The sequence below is a fragment of the Cyclobacterium xiamenense genome (assembly GCF_009467825.1).
Lineage (GTDB): Bacteria > Bacteroidota > Bacteroidia > Cytophagales > Cyclobacteriaceae > Cyclobacterium > Cyclobacterium xiamenense.
This window is the reverse complement of record NZ_WIOK01000009.1, coordinates 171,426-195,057: the sequence shown is the minus strand read 5'-3', so window position 1 is coordinate 195,057 and position 23,632 is coordinate 171,426. Positions and strand designations below refer to the sequence as shown.

15 protein-coding genes are annotated in these 23,632 nt (G+C 50.7%); 8 read left to right on the top strand and 7 right to left on the bottom strand.

What is annotated here, in order from left to right; genetic code table 11:
• The first annotated feature begins 7 nt into the window (after positions 1 to 7).
• Positions 8 to 1,039 carry an ABC transporter transmembrane domain-containing protein gene (locus GCU44_RS09260; protein ID WP_154856158.1) on the top strand — a complete coding sequence of 344 codons (1,032 nt, stop codon included), beginning with the start codon at positions 8 to 10 and terminating at the stop codon, positions 1,037 to 1,039.
• A gap of 161 nt (positions 1,040 to 1,200) precedes the next feature.
• On the opposite strand, the gene GCU44_RS09255 is transcribed toward GCU44_RS09260, so the two are convergent.
• From GCU44_RS09255 to GCU44_RS09240, 4 genes are all read right to left on the bottom strand, one after another.
• A complete protein-coding gene (locus tag GCU44_RS09255; protein WP_154856156.1) occupies positions 1,201 to 2,856 on the bottom strand; it encodes a hypothetical protein in 1,656 nt (551 codons plus the stop codon).
• Between the two features lie 325 nt (positions 2,857 to 3,181).
• Positions 3,182 to 4,249, bottom strand: coding sequence for an NHL repeat-containing protein (locus GCU44_RS09250; protein WP_154856154.1), 1,068 nt, complete (start codon positions 4,247 to 4,249; stop codon positions 3,182 to 3,184).
• Positions 4,250 to 4,267: 18 nt separating this feature from the next.
• The gene (locus GCU44_RS09245) at positions 4,268 to 5,695 is read right to left on the bottom strand and encodes a DUF1501 domain-containing protein (protein WP_154856152.1); all 1,428 of its coding nucleotides are present in this window, start codon (positions 5,693 to 5,695) and stop codon (positions 4,268 to 4,270) included.
• A gap of 16 nt (positions 5,696 to 5,711) precedes the next feature.
• Positions 5,712 to 8,117: a DUF1549 domain-containing protein gene (locus GCU44_RS09240; RefSeq protein WP_241684885.1), complete on the bottom strand. Its 2,406-nt coding sequence runs from the start codon at positions 8,115 to 8,117 to the stop codon at positions 5,712 to 5,714.
• 413 nt (positions 8,118 to 8,530) lie between these two features.
• On the opposite strand from GCU44_RS09240, the gene GCU44_RS09235 reads away from it, so the two are divergent.
• Both GCU44_RS09235 and GCU44_RS09230 read left to right on the top strand, forming a co-directional pair.
• Complete coding sequence (locus GCU44_RS09235; RefSeq protein ID WP_154856148.1) at positions 8,531 to 11,275, top strand: DUF1553 domain-containing protein; 2,745 nt, start codon at positions 8,531 to 8,533, stop codon at positions 11,273 to 11,275.
• 1 nt (position 11,276) lies between these two features.
• Positions 11,277 to 12,737, top strand: a complete 1,461-nt coding sequence (locus GCU44_RS09230) for a DUF1501 domain-containing protein (protein WP_154856147.1) — start codon at positions 11,277 to 11,279, stop codon at positions 12,735 to 12,737.
• Between the two features lie 23 nt (positions 12,738 to 12,760).
• Here the strand turns inward: GCU44_RS09230 and GCU44_RS09225 are convergent, their stop codons facing one another.
• Positions 12,761 to 14,134 carry a hypothetical protein gene (locus tag GCU44_RS09225; RefSeq protein ID WP_154856144.1) on the bottom strand — a complete coding sequence of 458 codons (1,374 nt, stop codon included), beginning with the start codon at positions 14,132 to 14,134 and terminating at the stop codon, positions 12,761 to 12,763.
• A gap of 313 nt (positions 14,135 to 14,447) precedes the next feature.
• Between GCU44_RS09225 and GCU44_RS09220 the strand changes: the two genes are divergently transcribed.
• From GCU44_RS09220 to GCU44_RS09205, 4 genes are all read left to right on the top strand, one after another.
• Positions 14,448 to 16,574 carry an amino acid permease gene (locus tag GCU44_RS09220; RefSeq protein ID WP_206670820.1) on the top strand — a complete coding sequence of 709 codons (2,127 nt, stop codon included), beginning with the start codon at positions 14,448 to 14,450 and terminating at the stop codon, positions 16,572 to 16,574.
• 43 nt (positions 16,575 to 16,617) lie between these two features.
• Positions 16,618 to 17,790 carry a CynX/NimT family MFS transporter gene (locus GCU44_RS09215; RefSeq protein ID WP_154856140.1) on the top strand — a complete coding sequence of 391 codons (1,173 nt, stop codon included), beginning with the start codon at positions 16,618 to 16,620 and terminating at the stop codon, positions 17,788 to 17,790.
• 81 nt (positions 17,791 to 17,871) lie between these two features.
• Complete coding sequence (locus GCU44_RS09210; RefSeq protein WP_092171127.1) at positions 17,872 to 18,474, top strand: DUF2179 domain-containing protein; 603 nt, start codon at positions 17,872 to 17,874, stop codon at positions 18,472 to 18,474.
• 269 nt (positions 18,475 to 18,743) lie between these two features.
• Positions 18,744 to 19,463 carry a TIGR02117 family protein gene (locus GCU44_RS09205; RefSeq protein WP_154856138.1) on the top strand — a complete coding sequence of 240 codons (720 nt, stop codon included), beginning with the start codon at positions 18,744 to 18,746 and terminating at the stop codon, positions 19,461 to 19,463.
• Here GCU44_RS09205 and GCU44_RS09200 read toward each other — a convergent pair.
• Together GCU44_RS09200 and mtgA are read right to left on the bottom strand one after the other, a co-directional pair.
• Entirely contained in the window at positions 19,408 to 20,946 is a 1,539-nt protein-coding gene (locus GCU44_RS09200; protein ID WP_154856136.1) for a BCCT family transporter, read from the bottom strand. The two genes, GCU44_RS09205 and GCU44_RS09200, sit on opposite strands and share 56 nt — an antisense overlap.
• A 352-nt stretch (positions 20,947 to 21,298) precedes the next feature.
• Positions 21,299 to 21,991 (bottom strand): monofunctional biosynthetic peptidoglycan transglycosylase, encoded by a 693-nt coding sequence (gene mtgA, locus GCU44_RS09195; RefSeq protein ID WP_154856134.1) that lies wholly within the window; start codon positions 21,989 to 21,991, stop codon positions 21,299 to 21,301.
• A 251-nt stretch (positions 21,992 to 22,242) separates the two neighbouring features.
• Between mtgA and GCU44_RS09190 the strand changes: the two genes are divergently transcribed.
• Complete coding sequence (locus GCU44_RS09190; RefSeq protein WP_154856132.1) at positions 22,243 to 23,631, top strand: methyltransferase RsmF C-terminal domain-like protein; 1,389 nt, start codon at positions 22,243 to 22,245, stop codon at positions 23,629 to 23,631.
• Position 23,632: the final 1 nt, after the last annotated feature.

The following is a 23,632-nucleotide window of genomic DNA, read 5'->3' as shown; positions in this document are numbered from 1 at the left end:
AAGCGGTATGAATTGGATTAAAAATAAAACGCTAAAGTCCGGCTGGTTTTCACAGAAAACCAGCCTAGCGCTTTACCTACTGTTAGGCTGGATTAGCAGCACTGGTACATTTTTACTAAGCCTGATGACGGGATGGTACTTTAATCTGATCTATCAGGAATCCAGTAGCAAATCGGCCATATTGAGCAATTTTGGATTAAACGTCTACTCCATCAGGGACTTTTTCTTATTAATGGGAGGAATACTGTTCCTGAAAGTCCTCAGCCATTTTTACGAACGAAATGGGCTTCAAAAAAAAGCGGCTGAGTTCAATTTCCGGCTAATCAACCGGCTCTATCAAAAACAACTGGCCTGGGACAGCGAACTTTTCAACGCATCTCCCTTTGGAAAGTACCTCCTTCGGTATTCAGGAGATTTACAACCCATCCGAAGCATGCTTACCAATGGTATTCACCGGGGAATTAAGGACTTACTGTTTATTTTCACCGGGTTGGCGCTGCTCCTTTACCTGAACACCCATTGGACCTTGTCTCTTATTGCAGCCGCCTTCCTCGTAGCTCCGGTAGTTTGGGCAATCGATCAAAAACAAAAACCCTGGATCGTGGAAAAACGAGCGAAAAAAAGTATTCTGCTCAATTATGTGACGAGTACCTTTTCTTTGCATCATTCGTACACAAGTCAGCGTCAAAAGGATGATGTCGTCCGAACATTTAAACAGAAAAATCACCAGGCGCTGGAAAGTAACGTCCAATACCAGACCCTGGAAAGCCTTCGCCTGGCCTGGTTATCGATAGCAGGTCCATTGCTTGTTTTCGGACTTCTCGGAAGCATTACCCTGATTCCAAACTCCAAGGGAAGTCCGGGAGAATTGCTGGCCTTCTTGCTGGTAACGGGTTCGTTGGTTCCAGCAATGCGAAACGTAGCGAAAGCACCAAACCTCATCTCCAAAGGCATGCTTTCGCTAAACAAAATTGAACGCTTACTGCGTAAAAAAAACAAACCGGTCACCGAGACAGCCAAATTGCCCGTGGATTCCTGAAGGTATCTTCCGGTTATTCTACCTCCAAATTAAAAAGCCACCGGTGAAGCACTCGAAAACTAAGGAATCTGATAAAGTGAGCGCCGCCTAAAGCACCGTGAACGCGACATTCAGACCGAGATCACAATACCCTGTGCAAACCTAAACCAATACCTCTTCACTCATTCTTTCCGTATCTCCACATCCGTAAACAAAAACGGGTTGTCACTTACGCGCAGCTCCTTTCCGCTTTCCGTGGTCACGTTTTTGAGGAGGACCTCTTTTGTACGAACGTGAGGGAAGGTTTCCTCGTAGGAATCATCGGTCATTGCCGGATTAAAATTGGCAAAAATGGCTGGACCCTTGTAATCTTCCGGGTGGTTGGAATCCCGGATATGCAGGTTTTCGATAACGATGCGTTCCGGCATGTAGGTGGTGTAGCCAAAATTATGCTTTCCCGAATTGGAGCCGCCGATCAGGCTGGCGCTCGTCTCCGCCCCTCCGGCCGGGATAAATACACAATCCCGAATAATGAATTCTCCCTCCCAGGTGCTGCCGTAGTCGGAGCGCAGGTTGATCAGCGTTCGGCCGTTGAGGGTGGAATTTTCCACTAGAAAGGTACCCGTGCCGATGGCATTGATGCCCATATGACCCAGGGTGGAATGTCGGACCGTGGCATTGGCCACACCCATGTGGGCATCGAAGCGGGAAAAGACGCAGTGGTCCAGGATTAGGTTCTTGCAAAAATTGGAGCCCATAATGCCCCAGTACGTACGGTCATTGATGTCGTTGGTCTGGCTGCAATGCTCAAACGACACGTTGATGGAACGGCTCAGGGAAATATCGTAGCTGCCCATGGATACGGGTACACCAGCCGATCCGATGGTCCGGTAGGTTTTGTGTCCGGTAAGGACCGTGTTGCGCACCGTCACATCGGAGCAGTCGCGGAAATTGAGGAAGCCCCCATAGGGCGCACCCTGTTCTCCTTCTCCGGTGACCCGATGCTCCAGGCCATCCAATACCACGTTGGAACGCCGGATGGCGATGCCCCGGCTATAGTACGTGTATTTCGACTCGGCCCGATTGGCAAGGGTGGTAAACCGTCCTCCCGTAATGGTCAAGGGAATCTCGTCCATGGGCAGCGCGGTGATTTCGGTGATTTGGTCAAAATCCCAAATGATCGGTGCATTCGGATCCACGTTTCCCTCTTTGTCTACAATAAAAATATCTGTCTGCGGAGAGCCATCGTTTTGATTGGGTCCGTACCGGATATACCGTCGCACATTCGCATCGGTGACCGTCACCAGGCAGGGACCGGGAAAAGGAACATCCAGTTTCTTCTGATTTCTTTTGAGCGAGGTAATCCCTTCCAGGTCGAAGGGCCGAAGGGTGGAGCTCACCAGAAACACGTGTTGGGTTCGATCTTCTACGTTGGTATCGTCAATGATAAACTCGGCGGTTCCAAAATCGGTATTGGTTTGGATTTCTGCAATGCGCACTTTGCCACTGATGTAATACCGGGCACCCGCGTCGGCTTTTACGGAAAGTCCCTGCTGATTGGCCACCGCGTGCGTCGCAGCAATCGCGTCGATGTCATCCGAAGTGCCATCTCCTACGGCACCCAAATCGCTGTACCGAACCAGTCCCTGCGTGGTAAACCGGCGTAGGTCTTCCGGGGAAACGTTTACGAGCAAGGATCCTTCATCGCCAATGCGTACCTGGGTTGGGCCTGACGCGCTGCTGATCTTTACAGATTCGCGGGCTGGATCTTCTTGTGCGCTTACAGACAACGCAGTAACAAGAAGCGTGCAAAAAAGAAATAAAACGGGAGGTTTCATGGGGCATGGGTTTATCAGTGCAATCAATTGGAAGAAGGGGAAAAGGTCGAACCGTCGGCCTTCCCCGTATGTTTCGGAAAAACTACCTATTTTCGCGCATAAAGCCAAAGCAATTTCAACCAGCGGACAAAATCCATCCCCTTTGCTCTAACAAAAGCTGTGGGCCGGGGCGGAAACGATTTTTCCCGGCGATTAGTAGCTATTCCGAACTCCTCGGTTCACTCCCTCTCATGCCGTACACGGGCCATCCGGGTAAACAAAAGGCCGGTATCTTTTAAAATACCGACCCTCATTCAGGTGATTTTCGCAACTCGTTACGAAGCGACTATACCCTTTCCAGTTTTACCGGATAGGTCTTTTGAGAAGCCCATTGGGGCACGTAGATGTTCTCATCTCGGTCCACACACACATCGTGGGGATGCATAAACCCCTGAAAGCTCATGTCTTTGCGCTGCTCCTGAAGGTTACCGTTTACGTATTCCGGAGCAGTACCTCCCGGAGTGGAAACCACCCGGTCCTGGTTGTCCAAAACGGTAATGTAACCCGAGTTGGGGTACGCCTGCGTGGTGCTGCGGTATACAGCCGCATAGATATTGTCCCCACGCAACACGGGCCTGCATACAAAAGAGCCCGGAGTGGGAATAGTCTTGATGTATTGGCCATCCAGGGTAAACCGCTTGTACTGCATGTGCCCCCGGTCGGTGATCAGCAAGGTCGGGTTGTTTTTATCCCGGGTATCGACCAGGATGCCATGGCAGCAGTTAAAGGTCTCGTCGGTATCACCGGAACCACCAAATTGCCGAATCAGTTTACCTTTGGCATCGTACTGGGTGATGTAATTTTTTCCGTATCCATCCACCACATAGATGTCACCATTGGCCGGATTGATAGCGGTCTCTGTGGGGACAAACTGTCGGGGGTACGCGTAGTTACCGGTTTCTCGGGGATAGTCCAGCACCATGATTTCCTTTCCCTTCAAATCGGTTTTAATGACTTGATTGCGGGTATTGTCGGCAATGTACAAAAACTCCTCGCCTCCCTCATCACTGATGGTTAAGCCATGGGCTCCAGGATAGGTGGTCCCCCAGGTTTCCAGCAATTTGCCCGATTTGTCATAGATAATGACATTGTTTTTGGTTTCATTGGTCAACAGGATCAGCCGTCCCTTTGCATCCTCCACCATCTCGTGGCAGTCATTCACCGGGTTTTTAGAAGGATCCAGCTTTCCCCATCCTTCGATGACGCGGTAGCGGTGGCTGCCGTGTCCCAAAATGGTTTCTTTTTTCATGGCGTGGGTTTTATGAGAAATGACATTGGGAATCAAGGCACCGGCTGCGACGGCAAGGCCTGTTTTTCGGATAAACTCCCTTCTCGGGTTTACGATTTCTTTCATGGTGTATGGTGTATTTTTTTAAGCCAATAGATCCATTTCCGCTACTCCCTCTCCATCCGGAGTGGTATAAAATGGGCGTTTTTCGATTTCATAATTGGTTTCGGGATGGATTCCCAGGGCGTGATAGATGGTCTGATGCAAAGCCGCAATTTTAATGGGTTTTTCGATGCTCTTACACGGACGTTCGTCCGCCGTCTTTCCATAGACATGTCCCCGCTTCACGCCTCCACCAAACATCAGGATGGAGCACCCGTCGGTAAAGTGTCGGTGCATGCCGTAATTTTTCATGTCTTCAATGATATCCGGTACTTCTACCTGATCTTTCACTTTTGCGCCGGGCCTCCCTTCAGTCAGCATGTCCCGGCTAAATTCACTGGCCACGATGATCATGGTCCGGTCCAGTCGCCCACTTTCGTCCAGGTCTTTTACCAGCTGTGCGATCGGCGCATCGATGAGCTTTTTCATGTCTACCAATCGCGTATGCCCGTTTTCATGGGTATCCCAGCCGAAGAAAGGCTCGTATTCGGAGGTAACGCTGATAAACCGCGCCCCTTGTTCCGTCAGCCTTTTGGCCATCAAACAACCCAGACCGAATTTACCGGTGTTGTATTTATCGTATTTTTCTTTGGGCTCCTGGCTGAGATCAAAGGCTTTGGCTTCCGGAGAATTCAGCAGCCTGTAGGCCTGCTCCATGGATCGCTTCAGGGATTCCTTCTGGTAATCGCTGCCAAATTCACCCATGGCGCTTTCCTGCACCAGCCGTTCGTATAGCTGGTTCCTTGCTTCAAAGCGCTTGGTGGACATACCCACTGGGGGGCGAACGCTTTCCAGCCCGGAAGTCGGGTCGGGAATCAAAAAGGGCCCGTACTCGCTTCCCAAAAAGCCGGCACTGTGAAAGGCCTTTAGCTCTTCTCCTTCACCCACCGTAAACCGCTGGCCGATGTTAATAAACGGTGGAATCACCGGATTCACCGGCCCCAATTCCTTGGCCATCCAGGAACCCATATGGGGTACGGCCACCGATTGTGGCGGCTCGTAGCAGGTATGCCAATGGTATTGATGGCGGGTATGCAAAATGTGTCCCAAATCTGCCGCCACGTAGGATCGAATAAGTGTTCCCCGGTCGATAACCTGTGCGATATTTTCCAGTCCCTCAGAAAATTGAATGCCATCCAGTGCCGTAGGAATGGCGGGGAAGGTACTCAATACTTCTTTCGATTCCATTCCCTTGCGGAAAGGGGTATATCGTTTTGGGTCAAAGGTTTCGGTATGGGCCATCCCTCCGGCCATGTATAACAGAATCACGGTATCTGCCGTACTTTTGATCGTTTCCTTGGGACTACACGATCCCAAAAAACCAGACATGGGCGCACCTGCCGCCATTGCCGCCAGCGTGGCAGCACTCGTCTTCTTCAGAAAATCCCTTCTTCTCCAGTTATAATTCATTGCAAATGCATTTTAATCAGTAAATTAATTGAAATTCAGGAAGCAACAAAACAGCCCAGAATAAATCTTGTACGGCTTCCGGCGAGGGGTCCTCTCCCAGCACCTCCATTGCCACATTGAACTCATTTTGATGGGGATCTCTTCCGAGCAATTTCCGGTAAGTCTCGTGAATGATGATATCGCCGTCATTGTATTTCTCTTTCCATTTCTGCGCGCCTTCTTTCAGCGCCTGGTTCAAGGTGGTCCCGTTGGTTAGCTCCAATGCCTGCAAGAGGCTGGCCTGGCTGTCCCGGTTAGTTGAGACCACCTCCCGGTTGGGTCTACCCAGTGCTTTGAGAAACTCGTTGTTGGCAACCAGGGAAGCCCGGGCAAATGGCATGGTCGCCTGCTCGGCTACCGCAAGTTCATTGGGCTTGTATTTCAAGGCCTCGTTGTCAAAAACCGGATGGATGTATTGGCTAACACCGTCGGAAAACTGTTCCGCCGTAAGCCTTCTACGCACCACGCCTTCAAATACAAAGTCGTCTTCCACCAACATCAGGGGATCTTCCACACCTACCGAAGGTTGCTGATAGGCCTTGGAGGTAGCGATTTTGTATATCAATTCTTTGAGATCGTAACCCGAGTCTTCAAAATCCGAGGCCAGCCAATCCAGCAAATCCTGGCTCCAGGGTAGGTTATCCATTTCGTCTGCCGGCTCCACCAGCCCTCTTCCCATAAGTTGTTTCCAAACGCGGTTGACAATGGTCCGATACATGCGCCCATTGGCCGGCTGTACCAGATACGTGGCCAGTTGTTCCAGCTTTTCCGATCGATTGGCGGTGCTATCTATTTCTCCGAGCTCCTCCCATAGTATCTTGGTACTTGCTTTTTTGCCAATGGGCGTCTCACAGCGACTTACCTCCAGCGTGGTATCGGCGAAGATATTGGCAAAAGCGTAGGCCTCTTCCAGTTTCCAGTCACTGATAAAGCTGTCGTGACAGGAGGCACATTTTAGATTTAAACCCAGAATTACCTGTCCCACATTTTGGGCGGCCTGCATCTCGGTCACCTGACTGGCGTTTACGTCTCCCCTCCAGCGTATGCCCTCAATAAATCCCTTGGATTCTTCCGTGGGATTGAGCAATTGTTTGACAAATTGATCGTAGGGCTTGTTATCGCGCAGGGAGGTATACAGCCAATCCGTAATCGCAAACCTACCTTTGGTGATGTAGCCCGTGCCGGTGTAGTCGTTTCGCAATGCGTCGTTCCAGAAGGTCATCCAATGGGTGGCATAGTCATCCGTTCGATTCAGCAGGGTTTCCACCCACGCCGCACGTTTGTCGGGTCGGGTATCTTTTTGAAACGCCTCGTACGCTTCCGGACTTGGAAGTAAACCAATGATGTCCAGGTAAATTCGCCGCAAATAGGTCTTGTCATCTACCGGTTCTTTCCAGGAAATGGATTGGGTTTCAAAGTATTCATCCACCCAAATATCGATGGGCTGCGAAAGTCCTTTCCGCGCCGCGGGTAGGTTGGGCCGACGGGGCGCCAATTCGGCTACCCGGAATTCACTGACTTCATTGGCAGCATCCGGCCAGGGCGCTCCCTTGTCCACCCACAAGGATATCAACGCAATTTCGTCCGGGGACAACAGTTTTCCTTTCGAAGGCATGGCCTCTTTGTGATCCTTGGGCAATTTTATGCGCCGCACCAATTCACTTCTACCCGATTCACCGGGAACGATTGCGGGACCGGATTCACCGCCGGCAAAAACAAATTCCTTCTCGTCCAACCGCAGCTCTCCTTTTATTTTTGCCTCCCCGTGGCATTTGTAGCAATTGTGCGCGAATACCGCCCGTACTTTCCCGACCAATTCCACTTGTTTTTGTTCGCTTAGTGCTTCCGTTCCTTCGTACGCCGCCAGGTTCGCTGAAATGGCTTCCCCGGTGTATTCGTATTCCGCTTCATTCCAGGGAAGCGTACTGCTCAGGTAATCTTCCCCATGGGTAAGGGACGCGCCGAAATGGCCTGCCAGGGATACCCCCAGCGCAGAAAAAAACAGCAGGGAACGAAAGGCTTTCACCGCAGCCGGATTGGTACCACCATCCGTCTTCCGAAGAAAATAAAGCAAGCCCAAACCTAATACCGCAGTCGCTACCCCTGTCCATTGATGAATATCGACGGTACTTCCTCCGTAATCCTCCACGGTCGCCAATAACCAGCCCAACACGGCTGCAACCAGCGCGCCGGCCACGCCGGCCCAAACCAACAGGTCGATGCCGGGCCGTAGTTTATGGGCATAATTTCGTAAGGTAAACAGTTCGAGCAATGCTGCGAAAAGCAAAAGGCTCACCGGAAAATGAACCGCTAGCGGATGGAGCCTACCTAAAAACCGCCATAGCCAAAAGGTTTCCCCCGCATTTTGCAAGGTAGCAGCCATCAGGCCCGCCGGAAAAGCCAGGACCAACAGGCCAAGCATTCCTGCGAAAACAACTCCTTTGTTTCTATTTTTACGTGTCATAATCATTCGTGCATCGTTCTTGTGCGTCAAGCACCCCGTGTATCAGTAGCCTCCGGATAATCAGTTTGTTGCCCCGTCGTTTCGGCGCAAAAATTATGCATTCGCTTCTGGCATTATTTTCAGAACGCACCTACTTTACAAGTCTATATAAATCCGTTGGGAATACTACCCTGTACTATCCTGCTTTTTTATGAAAAAATACGGAAATTGGATCGGAAACCCAAATAGTTTTTTATGAACAGCACCGGACAGTACAGGATTGGGTTTTGAAAATGATCCGATAAATTACTACTTTTAGACAGCTGATTCAATGGCCAAACCAAATAGAAAAAATGAGAAAACGCATGCTCCTGTTTATTTTCCCTGTCGCCGCAGGTCTCTTTTTCTGGACCTGGCACGGAGAGGAGCAGGTTAGTTACAACCGGGACATCCGGCCCATCATCAACCAGAAATGCATCTCTTGCCACGGAGGCGTGAAGCAATCCGGTGGGTTTTCATTGCTTTTTGAATCCGAAGCAAAAATGCCCACCGAATCGGGAAAACCGGCAATTATACCTGGTAAGGCCCATGCGTCCGAAATGGTCAGTCGACTCGTTCACGAGGATCCGGAAATGCGCATGCCCCTGGGGAAGGATCCACTGTCCCCCTCCGAAATTGACCTGATAAAAAAATGGATCAATCAAGGGGCTAACTGGGAAAAACACTGGGCCTATATTGCGCCGGATAAAAACATTCCCCTTCCTACCGTTTCGCCCGATCTTCATCCTACCAATGGCATCGACCATTTTGTCTTTGGTAAATTGGCCGAAATGGATCTGGCTCCCAATCCCCCCGCCTCCAAAGAGATCCTGCTCCGCCGATTGGCCCTGGACATCACGGGCATTCCTCCCTCGCTGGAAGACTATGCCTCCTTTCAGGCGGACCGTTCCCCCGATGCCTACGAAAAGGCTGTTGACCGGCTGCTGGATTCGCCACATTTTGGAGAAAAATGGGCCGCTTTCTGGATGGACCTGGCGCGATACGCCGATTCAAAAGGCTACGAAAAAGACCTGCACCGGGAAATTTGGAAATACCGGGACTGGTTGATAGAAGCCTTCAACCAGGACATGCCTTTCGATAAATTCACCATCGCACAGCTTGCCGGTGACCTGCTGCCCAACCCCACCGAACGGGACCTACTGGCCACGGCCTTTCACCGAAACACCATGGCCAACGATGAGGGGGGCACCAACGACGAGGAATTTCGCGTCGCTGCGGTCATGGAGCGGGTAGGCACCACCTTTGAGGTATGGCAGGGCACCACCATGGCCTGCGTGCAGTGCCACAGCCATCCCTACGATCCGATCCGACACGAAGATTTTTACAAGTCCCTGGCGTTTTTTAACAATACCCGCGATAAGGACCTTTACAACGAACAACCCAAGATTTTTACCTACGAACCCGAAGACCGGGAGAAGGTGGGGCAGCTGCTGAAGTGGATAAACGAGCGACTCGATCCCGATGATCGTCTGCCGGAAATTTCCGAACAGTTTCTGCACCGGCAAAAGGAAGACCTGTTGTACAACCTGGGCTTACGACGGGTAGAGGCTGAAGAATTTCAGGACAAAAGCCGCTTTATCGAATTGGTCGGCCACGATCAGGCCTCCATCTGGCAGGTTCAGGACAGTTCCTGGATCATGTTTGAGCAGGTGGATTTGTCAAATGTCTCCAGCATCTCGCTCGGATATGCCTCCCTTACGGGAGCAAAAGTAGAGATCCGGCTGGATTCCATCCTGGGTAAAAAGATCGGGGAAGGCACGTTTGGCGTGACCGGCAGCGGCTTTCCTGCCAACCGGCCAGAGCAATGGAAAACCCTGACGGTGCCCATTCAGCATGTGGACGGAAAGCGAGACCTGTACTACTATTTTAAAAAGGACCGCATTTTTGCCCAGGACCTGGTGCGGGTGGATTGGCTGTATTACCAGGAAAAATCGCCCCGAAAGGACCGCTATCCCAGAGAGCTACAGGAAAAACTGAACGCCCTTCAACATGTAAAGCCAATTGAAACCCCCATACTTCGCGAATTACCGGAAAACCAGGCCCGAAAAACGAACGTCTTTGAACGCGGAGACTGGAGAACCAAAGGGGCCGAGGTGCAAGCCGGTATTCCCGAAATCATGGGTACCCTCTCTGAAGCCAACCCAGACCGAATGGACTTGGCAACCTGGCTGGTCGGCGATGAAAATCCGCTGACCGCCCGGGTCATGGTCAATCGAATCTGGGAACAACTCTTCGGTTTTGGGCTGGTAGAAAGTCTGGAAGACTTCGGAAGCCAGGGCATCCCACCCACCCATCCCGAACTGCTGGACTGGCTCGCTGTCACCTTTCGGGATGAGCTGAATTGGTCGGTGAAATCCCTGATCAAAACAATCGTCCTGTCCACCACCTATCGGCAGCAGTCGACGGTAAGCGATGAAAAGCTAAAAAAAGACCCCTATAACCATTACCTGTCCAGGGGATCCCGAACCCGACTCCCCGCCGAAACCATCCGCGACCAGGCGCTTGCCATCAGTGGATTACTGAATCCTGCCCTCAAGGGACCCAGTGTCATGCCCTACCAACCCGAACACATCATCAGTTTTGGAGGAAAATTCTGGAACAAAAGCGAGGGAGATGCTGCCTATCGGCGTGCCGTGTATACCTACTGGAAACGCACCCATCCGTATCCGTCCATGGTCACCTTCGATAATCCCAGCCGGGAAGTGTGTACCTCCCGCAGGATCCGTACGAATACCCCGCTGCAGTCCCTGGTGCTGTTAAATGACCCGGTTTTCCTGGAAGCAGCCACCGCCTGGGCCGAAAGAATATTGGACGAGTACGAAACGGACGTCAAAACGGGGATTGAGAAAAACCTGCAATTGATCACGGCGCAGGAACCCGACGAGAAAAAAGTTGCGGTATTGCACCGGCTATACGAAGAGTCGCTGGCCTATTACCAGGAAGAAGGCGCACACCTGGATGAAGATCCAAAACTGGCCGCCATGCGGCTGGTCAGTAATGCCATGTTCAATTTGGATGAATTTGTAACCAGAAGATAGAATGAGTATTTGGGAAGAAGCGTACCTACGGAAAGCGCATTACAACAGCCGCCGCCATTTTCTAAAAAAATGCACCTCTGGCCTGGGAGCATTGGCGTTGGGCTCGCTGATGGGCTGCGGAAATCAAAGCCGCTCGGGCATGGAAAATGCCTTTATCCCGGGGCAGGGACCTCACTTTGCCCCGAAAGCCAAAAGCGTTATTTTCCTGCACATGGCGGGAGGCCCCTCGCACCTGGAGCTCTTTGACTTTAAACCTACCTTGCAAAAACTACACGGAAAAGACACCCCGGCTTCGCTGATGGAGGGAAAGGAATTTGCCTTCCTTAAAGGTACGCCCAAACTGCTCGGCCCTCAGGCAAACTTTGCGCAATATGGGGAATCGGGTGCCTTTGTCTCCGACTACCTTCCCGAGTTTGCCCAAATGGTAGACGAGGTGAGCTTCCTGAAAGCCATGCATACCAATGAATTTAACCATGCCCCCGCGCAGCTCTTTATGCATACAGGGAGCCCCCGACTGGGTAAACCCAGCATGGGTGCCTGGTCCGTTTATGGGCTGGGCTCGGAAAACAAAGACCTGCCGGGCTACGTCGTGCTTACCTCCGGAGGAGGCGCCATCAGTGCTGGCAAAAGCGCCTGGGGCAGCGGTTTTCTCCCCACGGTGTATCAGGGAGTCCAATGCCGCTCGCAGGGCGACCCGGTGTTGTTTTTATCCAACCCCGCTTCCATTGACGAACGACTCCGGAAGAAATCCATCGATGCCATCAACCAAATCAATCAGCTCGAATACGAAGAAGCCGGCGATCCGGAAATTCTAACGCGCATATCGCAGTACGAACTGGCCTTCCGCATGCAAACCTCGGTGCCGGAAACCATGAATATCAACGACGAACCCGCCCACATTCACCAGATGTACGGCACCGAACCCGGCAAGGCTTCCTTTGCAAACAATTGCCTGCTGGCACGAAGGCTGGTGGAGAAAGGGGTGCGGTTTATTCAGCTATTTGACAATCGCTGGGACACCCACGGCGTCGGCGCAGGCAATGGGGTCGGATCCGGCATGCGCCGCTCCTGCAAAGCCATCGACCAGCCCATCGCTGCACTGCTCAAGGACCTGAAACAGCGCGGCCTTCTCGAAGAGACATTGGTGGTCTGGGGAGGAGAATTTGGGCGAACGCCCATGATGGAAGCACGGACCGGTGAGGGCTTCGATGGAAGAGACCACCACCTGGAGGCCTTTACCATGTGGATGGCTGGTGCAGGCGTAAAAAAGGGAATGGTACACGGCACAACCGATGAGATCGGCTATTATGGCATTGACGGACGCACGCACGTACACGACTTACAAGCCACCATTCTGGAACGGCTGGGTTTTGATCATGAAAAACTAACTTACGAATTTCAAGGCAGAAACTTCCGGTTGACGGATGTGCACGGAAAGGTGATTCGGGAGATTCTTTCCTAGGCCCCATTTAAGCCGTGGCCAACTTAAAATGCCAGGGCAGGTTTGATGGGAGACTTCTGCTCGTCTTCGTTTGAGGAAGCAATAACAGCGGCCGACTGCAAAGGCCCGTCCGTAGGAGTTTGGAGAAAGCTGGTAACTGGGGTCCACTCTGTTCCCCGATTGGAAACCACCAGGCCATTTTTGCCCATGCTCAGCAGTTTTCCTTCCTGACCCAGTACAAATTTGAACTCGTTTGACCCGACGCGTATCCGGTAACTTACCTCCTCCGATTCACTGTCAAATGCAATGCCGGAATGCTTGTAGACCGGCGCGTACCTGCGCAGATAATCCCGCTCGGAAATTAACTCCCCATCCGCCAGGTGTCCGGATTCCCAAAGAAGCGCTCCGGATGCATCAAACTTGCTGAGAAAAAAGCCATCATAGGCTTGCGCCTTAAAGCGAAAGGGGTTTTTTCCAAAGGATTCTCTGCCGGAAAGGCCACTTAGGTAAAAGTCCCCGCTGTTTTCGTCAAGAGACAGTCCAAAAAACGCACCGATTCGGTAAGCGCTTCCCGAAGGATTGGGTCCAAAAGGGGAATAATCCAGGTAGTTGTAATCCGCCGCTAGCAAAAAACTGCGGTCATTTTCGTCCACGTGAAAGGAGGGACGGATCGCCTGCCCTTCCGGTGCATAATCCAGCGCAAAATTTCGAACAAGCCGACCTTCCGGATCAAAACTGACCACCTGGCAATGCAAGGTGTTGGCTGCCAAATCGGCGTCCTTCAATACCATGTATTTTTCTGCACCTACCTGTCCGGCAAACGTCCATTGTGGATTCCATTCGCTATCCGGCGTTTGCGGCAGCATTACCTCCACCTGATCGAAGCGAAAATCGGAAAGCCGAAATCGATTCAATAAAAAGGTGAGTTTTGGATTCTTTCCCAGCCTAAATTTATCCGGATCTTCGTCTGCTGCCAGGAAATACAGGTACGCCTCATCGGCAAATACCGCGTGTAACGAAGCCCCCATCAACTTTTGCTGGTCTTCAAAGGAAAGGCTGCGGACCAATTTCCCCCCCCGAATGTACTGAATCAACGCGGTGCCTGGACCTTTCAGTGCTGCAGAAAACTCCATCAAAAATACCGCTTCTCCATCCGGAGAAGCAACCAGCGCGGTTTGCGCATGGGAAGTATTTACCGGCAGGGTGATTTCCCACCGTTTCTGTCGGGATGTGCCAAAGCGGGTGACGGTGTACTGCCGCTTTGCGGTACGAACGCCTTCTACCAAACCCTTGTCTCCCAGGTCCAGTACGCGGCGTGGATTTTCTTCCTGCTTTACCGGGCAGGCATTTTGCCGGGCAATAAGCCCGGAACCGCTAATCAATAGAAAAATCAGTGTAAAAATTATCAGTCCCCTCATCTTGCTTTCTATTAAACATCAAACAATATCATTCACTGCTTCAAAGTACAGTATTATTTATGTGAATAGCAAATATTTAGATGTTAAATTTTTTTTGGTGCATAAAACGATGTCAGTATGGGAGCTGAGGTGGCCGGCACGGATTCCAAAAACTGAAAACAGTAAAGGGCATTGAGGCGTTTTTTTGCCGAGGGAAAAGGGTCAAGTATTACTTTTTTTAGTTATTTTTATCCCAAACCCGGTTTTATTAAAAAAACTAGCTGTCCCTAAGGGCTAGCCTCAACTTAAGCCAGGAAAGATGTCCGGAAAACGATTGAAAAAAACCTTAAAGCTATTTGATGTGTACGCCATCAGCACGGGAGCCATGTTTAGCTCGGGGTTCTTTTTGTTGCCCGGTCTGGCAGCTGCGATGACGGGTCCTTCTGTGGTATTGGCTTATTTGGTGGCCGGCTTCATGATGTATCCCACCATGCTTAGCGTGGCCGAACTAGCAACTGCTATGCCCAGGGCGGGAGGAGCCTATTATTTCATTGACCGGAGTTTGGGGCCCTTGTTTGGCACGATTGGCGGCATTGGTTCCTGGTTTGCGTTGGTATTCAAAAGTGCATTTGCTTTGATAGGAATGGGTGCCTATGTGTCCATTTTCATCGACGTACCCATTACCCCCGTAGCCATCGGGCTGACATTGACGTTTGGATTCACCAATATCATTGGATCAAAAGAAGCGGGTTGGTTGCAAAAAGTTTTGGTAGCCACGCTTGTGGTAATCCTAACGTTCTACACGGTGCAAGGCTTAGCCCGTGTGTTTCAATTTGATTTTTTTAATCACCTCCGGCAAGAATACGATGTCTTCTTTCTGAATGGTACACAGGGCTTCTTTGGCTCCATCGGCCTGGTTTTTGTCTCGTACGCTGGCCTCACCAAAGTGGCGAGCGTGGCGGAGGAGGTGCATAATCCGGACAAGAACATTCCCTTAGCCATGTTTCTATCCCTGGCTACGGCCACCAGCATCTACGTGGTGGGCGTTTTTATCATGGTGTCGCTACTGGACAAAGACGTGTTTTTTTCGGATTTGACCCCGGTGGCTACTGCCGGTGAGGTTTTTATGACATGGCTACCAGGAAAGACGGGCTTGATTCTGGTGGTCGTTGCTGCTATAGCCGCTTTTGCGTCTACGGCCAATGCGGGAATCATGTCGGCTGCCCGGTATCCCCTGGGAATGGCCCGGGACAAGCTAATTCCTGCCTACTTCGGGAAATTGGGGAAATTCCAAACGCCCTTTTACGCCACCCTTGCCACGACGGGGCTAATGGTGTTTTTGTTGTTGGTTTTCAACGTGGAATCGGTCGCGAAAATTGCAAGTACCTTTCAACTCCTGCTCTTTGGCCTCTTGAATATTTGCGTGATCGTCATGCGCGAAAGCGAATTAAAGGGCTACGATCCGGGATTCCGCTCCCCGTATTATCCCTGGGTACAGATTACGGGGCTGTTGTTTTCCATATTTCTGATCATTGAAATGGGCTTCCTTTCGTTGATTTTTACCTTTCTCATCATTGGCGCCAGTATCTTCTGGTATTTCAGTTATGCCAAGGACAAAGTCAAGCGGGAAGGCGCCATGTTTCACGTCTACAGTAAACTGGGGCAACGGCGGTACGACGGACTTGAAATGGAGCTGTGGTCCATGATGAAAGAGAAGGGGCTACGGGCCGAAGACCCCTACGAGAAAGTAATCAGCCGTGCACTCATACTGGATGCGGATGCTGGAAAGCTCAGCTACGAACAACTGCTGGATGCCGTCGCTGCACATTTTTCCGAAAAGACCGGCTTAAAAAAGAAAGCACTGCTGTCTGCGTTTGTGGATGAAAAAGAAGAGGGCCTGATTGCCATTGGGAAAACCACCGCCCTAAAGCATGTGCGGTTTGAGGAAGACATGGAATCGGAAGTCGCCATTGCCCGCTTTCGGGAAGGAGTGCCGGTGAAGTTTGACTACTTCGAATTATTCAAGGGCAAGAAAAAGAATTGGAGCAAAAAGTTACACGCCGTGCTTTTTTTAATTAGCTCAAAAAAGCATTCCGGGCAGCACCTGCGCATGCTGGCCCATTTGGCGGAAATTACAGATAATGAAACCTTTCCAAAACGATGGCTGCAAGCCAGCGATGAAGGCGAGTTGCGGCAAATCCTGCTGCGGGACGAGCGCTTTATCAACATACGTCTCGAACACGGAAAGCCTTCCAGTGTGCTGATCGGAAAAATGATACACGAATTAAAACTACCCGAGAAATCACTGATTACAGTGATCAAACGGGAGGGGAAAATCATTTTTCCCCATGGCAATTCCATCCTTAAAGCGAAAGATGAATTGTCAATCATAGGAGAAAAGCAGGAAATTGATGAAATTCGCAGCCAATACGAAGCCGACACCCTGACCAAAGACGCCTAAGCGTGTGGGGTAGTGGTCGTTTATCTTCTTGCGAAACACTTTTATGATTGATTGGAAAGACAAATCCAGCAATAGCTGGCTGATTTTAGGCATTTTGCTGGTGTCTTTTAATCTTCGTCCCTCCATTACGGCGGTGGGTCCCCTGATTCCATTTATCCGCGAGGACATGAACCTTTCCAACGGATTGGCGGGGTTTCTGACTACCTTGCCGCTCCTTACCTTTGCTACTTTTTCGTTATTCGCCGCAGCTATCGGTACCTATATGGGTAAGGCAAAGGCTATCTTTGCAGGTCTACTTGTATTGGGTGCAGGGTCCGTGCTACGGGTTTCGGCAGGTCCCGTTGCCTTGTACCTGGGAACTGCGCTGACCGGAATAGGTATTGTCGTATGCAACGTGCTCTTAATCCCTTTGGTAAAATCCCGCATGCCCTCCAGAACCGGAACGGTCATGGGCATGTTTAGCACCGGCATGTCCATGCTAGCAGCCATCGCCACCGCCGTAAGTGTGCCACTTGCCCAGGACCTGGGTTGGGGCTGGAGAGGCTCCCTGCTTTTTTGGAGTGCGTTTCTTTTTCTGGCATTACTCGTATGGTGGCCGCAGCTAAAACTCTCCCCAAAACCTGCAAAACAGGAAGCCGAGCCCGGGAAATCCGTCTGGAGTTCCCGCCTGGCATGGCAGGTAACCTTGTTTATGGGCATGCAATCCTTGCTGTTTTTTACGCTGATTACCTGGCTTCCAGACATGATGATCGATAAAGGACTCAGTCCTACCCACGCGGGCTTGCTGGCCTCCATGATGCAAGTGGTGGGCTTGTTGGGCACCCTCCTGGCTCCGGTGGTAGCTACGCGATTTACCCAGCAATCCGGACTGGCCGTGTCCATTGGCATCATCTACTTATTCGGTTTCAGTACCCTATTTTCTCCGGTAATCTGGCTCAACGCGGTAGGTATAGGCGTCGTGGGCCTGGGGATGGGGGCGAGCATAAGCCTGGCCTACACGCTGATTGCACTTCGGACCAGGAATGACCGGTATACCGCCGGCCTCTCCGGCATGGCTCAATCCGCCGGCTATTTTTTGGCTGCCTTTGGCCCCATGCTGTTCGGCATGGCATTTGATCGATGGCAGGACTGGAACATGCTGGTGTACCTGATGCTGGGAACCTCTGTTTTGTTTATCACCTTCGGGTATTTTGCCGGAAGGAACCGCACCGTCTGATTCAAGGCAAAGTCCGGCTAACTAGTATCAATTTTCCCCGAATTTCATTACTTTCGAATTCACGAACCGCATATCTCTTTCATGCAGGAACTACTGGAATCCATAGGCATTTCCCAAACGCTTTTCGACTACCTGTTCATGCCTTTGTTCATCTTTTTGGCTCGGGTAGTGGATGTGTCCATCAATACACTGCGCATCATGTTTGTATTAAACGGAAAGCGGACCGTTGCACCCGTGCTTGGATTCTTTGAGGCGCTGATCTGGCTTCTGGCCATTGGACAGATTTTCCAAAACATCAACAACCCGCTTTCCTACATCGCCTACGCAGGCGGCTACGCCATGGGCACCTATGTGGGCATGGTAATCGAGGAACGCCTCGCGCTGGGTCGGGTACTGGTACGAATCATCACCCCGGAACCCTTGCCTGAACTGGTCGAATACATGAAAGAAAAAGAATACCGCTTTACTTCCGTGGGTGCAGAGGGCCGGTATGGCAAAGTTATGCTCATGTTTACAGTCATCAAGCGCGAACTCCTTCCTGGATTTATCAGCAAGCTGAAAGAAAGTAACGAAAAGGCATTTTACACCATCGAGAGTGTCAAGCGGATATCGGAAGATGACCTCAACGTGATGGAAGACCGACCCCGGTTTACCACCCGGCTGCGGAATCTCATCAGGAAATAGGGATGTTGCTTTTTACCTATTAGTCACTCGAATTGCCCGAAGTGTGCAAGATTACTGCCTTTCGCAGGCAGAGATAAAACTGAATCTTCTGGACTCTATCACAATGGGTTGGATGGAAATGCCGTACCAGAAACTGTCAACTTTCGGCTCAAATCGCACGCAGCTTCTTACAAGGAAGGAAAGCCTCTCAAAAAAATAACAAAAAGATAGCGTTTGGAATACCATGTAGTCATAGACGGAACCTTACTTTGTGAAAATTCATCACGTTTATGGTTTATCTGGCGATTTTAGGAGGAATAGTGTTCAGTTTTGTTTTATTCATCCTTTTATACAGCCTGGCTGGTTTGCTTTGTTTCCTAATACCCGTAAATAAACAGTTTCTAAACATTCAACGGGATATTGAAATTTTTGTCGTTTCCAATGGTGTACACGTGGACTATATACTTCCAAGTATTTCTCCCTATTTCGACTGGAAAAAAGTACTTGGCGGCCGCGATTTTGAAACGCCCCTTGCCGAAAACAATTTTCTTGGCATCGGCTGGGGTGACCGCGGTTTCTACCTGGAAGTTGACGAGTGGGCCAACCTAAAGCCTAAAGTTGCAGCGCGGGCGATGCTAATTCCAAGTCCCACACTCATGCATGTAACCCTACACCCCGAATTGCCCAAAAACCAGAAGCGCCTGGAGTCCATTCACCTTAGCATCGAGCAGTACCTGCAACTGTGCGATTATATCTGCAGCTTTTTTAAGCAACGTGAAAACGGTGTTATTCTTCTTCCCGGAAAAGGCTATACCACCAACGATAATTTTTATGAGGCAATGGGATCGTATCACGCTTTCGGAACATGCAATTTCTGGGTCAACCGGGGGCTGATTCAGATAGGCGTACGAGCGCCAATTTGGTCCCACGGGGGAGCAGGAATTTTTTACCAGCTCAAGAAGGCAGTTCCTCGTCCAGCCGCCGTGCCCCCGAGGTTAGAATCATTTTAAGGAGGCCTGCGGCAACACTAATCACAAGAAATAAGGCTGGGAATCCCCCCATTACGGAGAGTATCCGAATCCCTTCAATACCAGCAGTAGAAACCATTAACCAGGCAGTTATACCAATAATTGACCCCCAAACGAGTTTGAGCCAAAGCGGTGCTTCGGGCTGATTGGGACTGATTCCATGCGTGCTGATCGCTGACATGGCGGAGACGTTGGAATCGGCGGCGGTCACGTAAGAGATAAAAACCATAACCAACGTGGCTAGGCTGACTATCCGTCCAAAGGGCAAACTGCCTAACACCTGAAACATAACGATCTCTTCCCCTCTCAGTTCCATTATGTCAAAAAGGCTTTGTCCTTCCTGCATGTCGAAAGTCAGCGAAGTACCCCCGAAAATACTCATCCAAATTATTGTGAACAGAGAGGGGAATACCAGGTTGAACAAAATAAAGTCTCGAACAGTGTATCCGACGGATATACGACCTAAAAATAATGCAGCGACCGGCGCCCATGCGTACCAGTTCGCGAGGTAAAATAAGGTCCAGTCTTGCTCCCATTCCTGATCAACCGTATCACCAAAACTGACGCTTCTGGGGAAAAAATTTACCGCGTAATCCTGAACACTTTCCCAACCCAAGCTAAGAATATCGAGGGTAGGCCCGGTGATCAGTACAAAAACTGCCAGGCCAAAGAAGGCCTTTACATTGACATCAGAAAGAATTGCTATGCCCCGATGCAGACCGCTAATGGCAGAAAACACAAAGCTGAAAACGATCAAAAATCCAATCATGGCTAAAAGCACAGCCGATTTAGTCCAACCCATTAGTAAATCCAGACCTCCGGTAATGGCAAACATACCGGTACCTAGCGATGCTGACATTCCAAGAACCAGCGCGTATAAACAAATGACATCGATAAGCTTCCCGAAGCGATTACCCGCGAGTTTCGTTGAGAGGGGAGCTATACTAGCTGTCAGACTGAAAGGCTGATGTAGATTGTAGTAGGAAAGTGCAAAAACCAATCCTGCAAGCGTATACACACCGTAGGGCGTAAACGACCAATGCATGTGTAGTGTAGCCAGCGAAAAGACCGCTGCCAAACTGGACCCACTTTCAATCGACAATGCCGGTGGAGGTCGGTGGAGGTGGTGAAGTGGTTCAGCCATACCCCAAAACAGGATACCCGTGGCGACGGTAGTACAGAGTGTAATGGCAAACCAGCGCCATTTGCTTAAAATTGGAACAGCTGCCTTCCCCCCAATTTTTGTCCGGCCAAATGGAAGCACGTAGGCAGTCCCTAATAGAATCAGGAAAGCAAACGCACTCCAGGAAAAAAGCCAACCGAACTGATTGAGCATTCCGTCTTTGGTTCTTTCAGCCAGTCGAAGAAAGGGTTCGCTGTAGGTGACTCCAAAAGCCAGGGTCATCCCTAGAATAACTACCGGCGGAAAAAACACCCAAGGTTTAAGCTTTAGCTTCGCTGACATTTGGTAACGAAAGTGAGAGCGAAAGATAAGGTTTTTACCAGTATGACAACAGTATTTGTCCGTCTTGTTCTCAAACTAGCCAAGTGGTTCGGAATGATCTAGCCGAATTGCGATTTCGAAGAATTTTACCAATGTATGGCAGCTGGCCTCCAGGTAGGTACTTTAGACAATTCTCCTAATTTGGCCAAAAGTAAAACGTTCTGGCGCAACTAGTTGCACCAAATTTCTTCTATTGCATTTTTACCCCTACCCCGGCCCAAATTCAGGCGATTGGTTGATAAACCTTGGACTGCCGGCATCGGTATCGACCCCGGTTTACCACCCGGCTGCGGAATCTCATCAGGAAATAGGTCTATTGCGCTCCATTTAAAGGAAGCTCTCCGAGATTTCTCATGTTGCGTAGGATCCAGGCCTGCCGTTGCCGCAGGTAGGAACTGGGCTGGTCGGGTCTCCAACGAAGCGGATTCGGTAAGACGGCCGCGATCAACGCCGCCTCCTGCCGGTTCAGATCGACGGCTGCTTTCCCAAAATACACCCGAGCCGCAGCCTCTGCACCGTAGATGCCATCTCCCATTTCAATGACGTTCAGGTACACTTCCAGGATCCGTTCTTTGGACCAAAAAAACTCAATAAGTAAGGTAAAATACGCTTCCAGCCCTTTTCGTAGCAGGTTTCTCCCCGGCCATAAAAACACATTTTTTGCCGTCTGGTTGGTGATCGTGCTTCCTCCCCTCAGCCGTTTCCCGCTGCGGTTTTCGTCCATAGCTGCCCGAATAGCTTCCCAATCAAATCCATGGTGATCCAAAAATTTCTGGTCCTCCGATGCGATCACGGCGCGGTAAAGAAAGGGAGAAATCTTCTCCATGGGAACCCAATCTTTTTCCAGGCGAAATTCCCGCTCCCTATCCAGAAGTTGCTCGGTAGCCCGGATACCCATTAATGGGGTAAAATAAACCGGTAACACTCCCAGCGCCATCACGGCCAGAATGGAAAATAAAAACAGACCGAGAAAAATCCGGGCCGACCAAAGGAAGAATCTTTTCACGGGGAAATCGAATTAGGAAACGCAGCGGTATTCCTTTCACGGTTTCGCTGAGGAAAAGTTGCCGGTCTCGTTTGGTTAAAACCCTACCTTTCCGGAAATCCTTTGCGGGCAACGCATTTTTTCCCGTATTTTTACCATATGGAGTACTTCCGTATTTCGGTCCTGTACGAAAGCCGCAGAACGAAACGAGCAAAACCGGCGGTTTCCCATACCTGCATCCGTCCTCATAATCGAAACACTACCCAATAACAATGAACGAATACCCACTCCCCTCACACTTTTTGGAAGCGATGAAGCAACAGTTGGGCGAATCAGACCTGAACCTTTTTCTGCAGGCACTACAGCAGCCGGCGCCGGTAAGCATCCGGCTCAACCCCTCCAAAGGAATGTCGGCTCCGGCAGCAAGTGAGCCCGTTGGCTGGTCTCCGCATGCCTTCCTGCTGCAATCCCGCCCAAGCTTCACGTTGGATCCATACTTTCATGCCGGTGCCTACTACGTACAGGAGGCCTCTTCCGGTTTTTTAAATCATGTACTGAACCAGTTGGAGCTCCCAGAGGCTCCCCTGGCCCTCGACCTGTGTGCCGCTCCGGGAGGGAAATCCACCCTAATTAGCAGTTTTTTGGGAGAAAAGGGGCTGTTGCTGGCCAATGAAGTAATCAAAAGTAGAAATCTAGTCCTGAAGGAAAACACGATCAAGTGGGGACTGGGCAATACGGTCATCACCCAAAATGACCCCGCGCATTTTGCGCAGCTGTCCAATTCCTTTGATTTTGTTCTGGTGGACGCTCCCTGTTCGGGAGAGGGGCTGTTTCGAAAGGATCCACAGTCCATTCAGGAGTGGTCTCCGGAAAACGTGCACCTTTGCCAGGGCAGGCAGTCCCGCATTTTGCAGGAAGCGGCTGCCTTGCCCAAACCGGAGGGCTACCTCATCTATTCCACCTGCACCTATAATTCGTTGGAAAACGAAGAAAATATTCGTTTCCTTGTAGCAAATTTTGGCTACAAACCGGTAGAAATCCCGATTGATCCATCCTGGGGGATTAGCCAAAGCGCCTGCGAGACGGAACGAGGAGCGTACCCCGTGTACCGCTTTTACCCTCATCGGGTACCGGGAGAGGGGCTTTTCATGGCGGTACTTCAGCGCCCGCCTTCCGAGGACTACCGAAAACCCGCAAAGATGGGCAAAGACTTCAGGCACCCTCACCTGCAGCGACTTCCGGGAAAGATCCGAAACCACCCCTCCTTTCCGACGCTAGACCTCGCTGAAAACTTTGCCTACTACCAATACAGCAACCACCTCTTTGCGCTTCCAGCACGCTGGGTTGCCTGGTTTGAAACCATCGCCACCCGGATGAATGTGCAGTATTTCGGCGTGGAATTGGGCGACTGGGCGCGGGACACCTTCCTGCCCGGGCCGGCCTGGGCGCTTAGCCTATTGCCCAAACCATCCTATGCCGTGGAGGAACTAACGACCGAAGAAGCGATCCGTTACCTCAAAAAAGAACCCATCACCCTTTCCAAAGCGGATCGGGGATGGGTGTTGGTTAACTACAAGGGTTTGGGTATGGGATGGGTCAAAAACCTGGGAAATCGGTCAAACAATTATTACCCGAAAGAATGGCGTATTCGGATGGACTGAG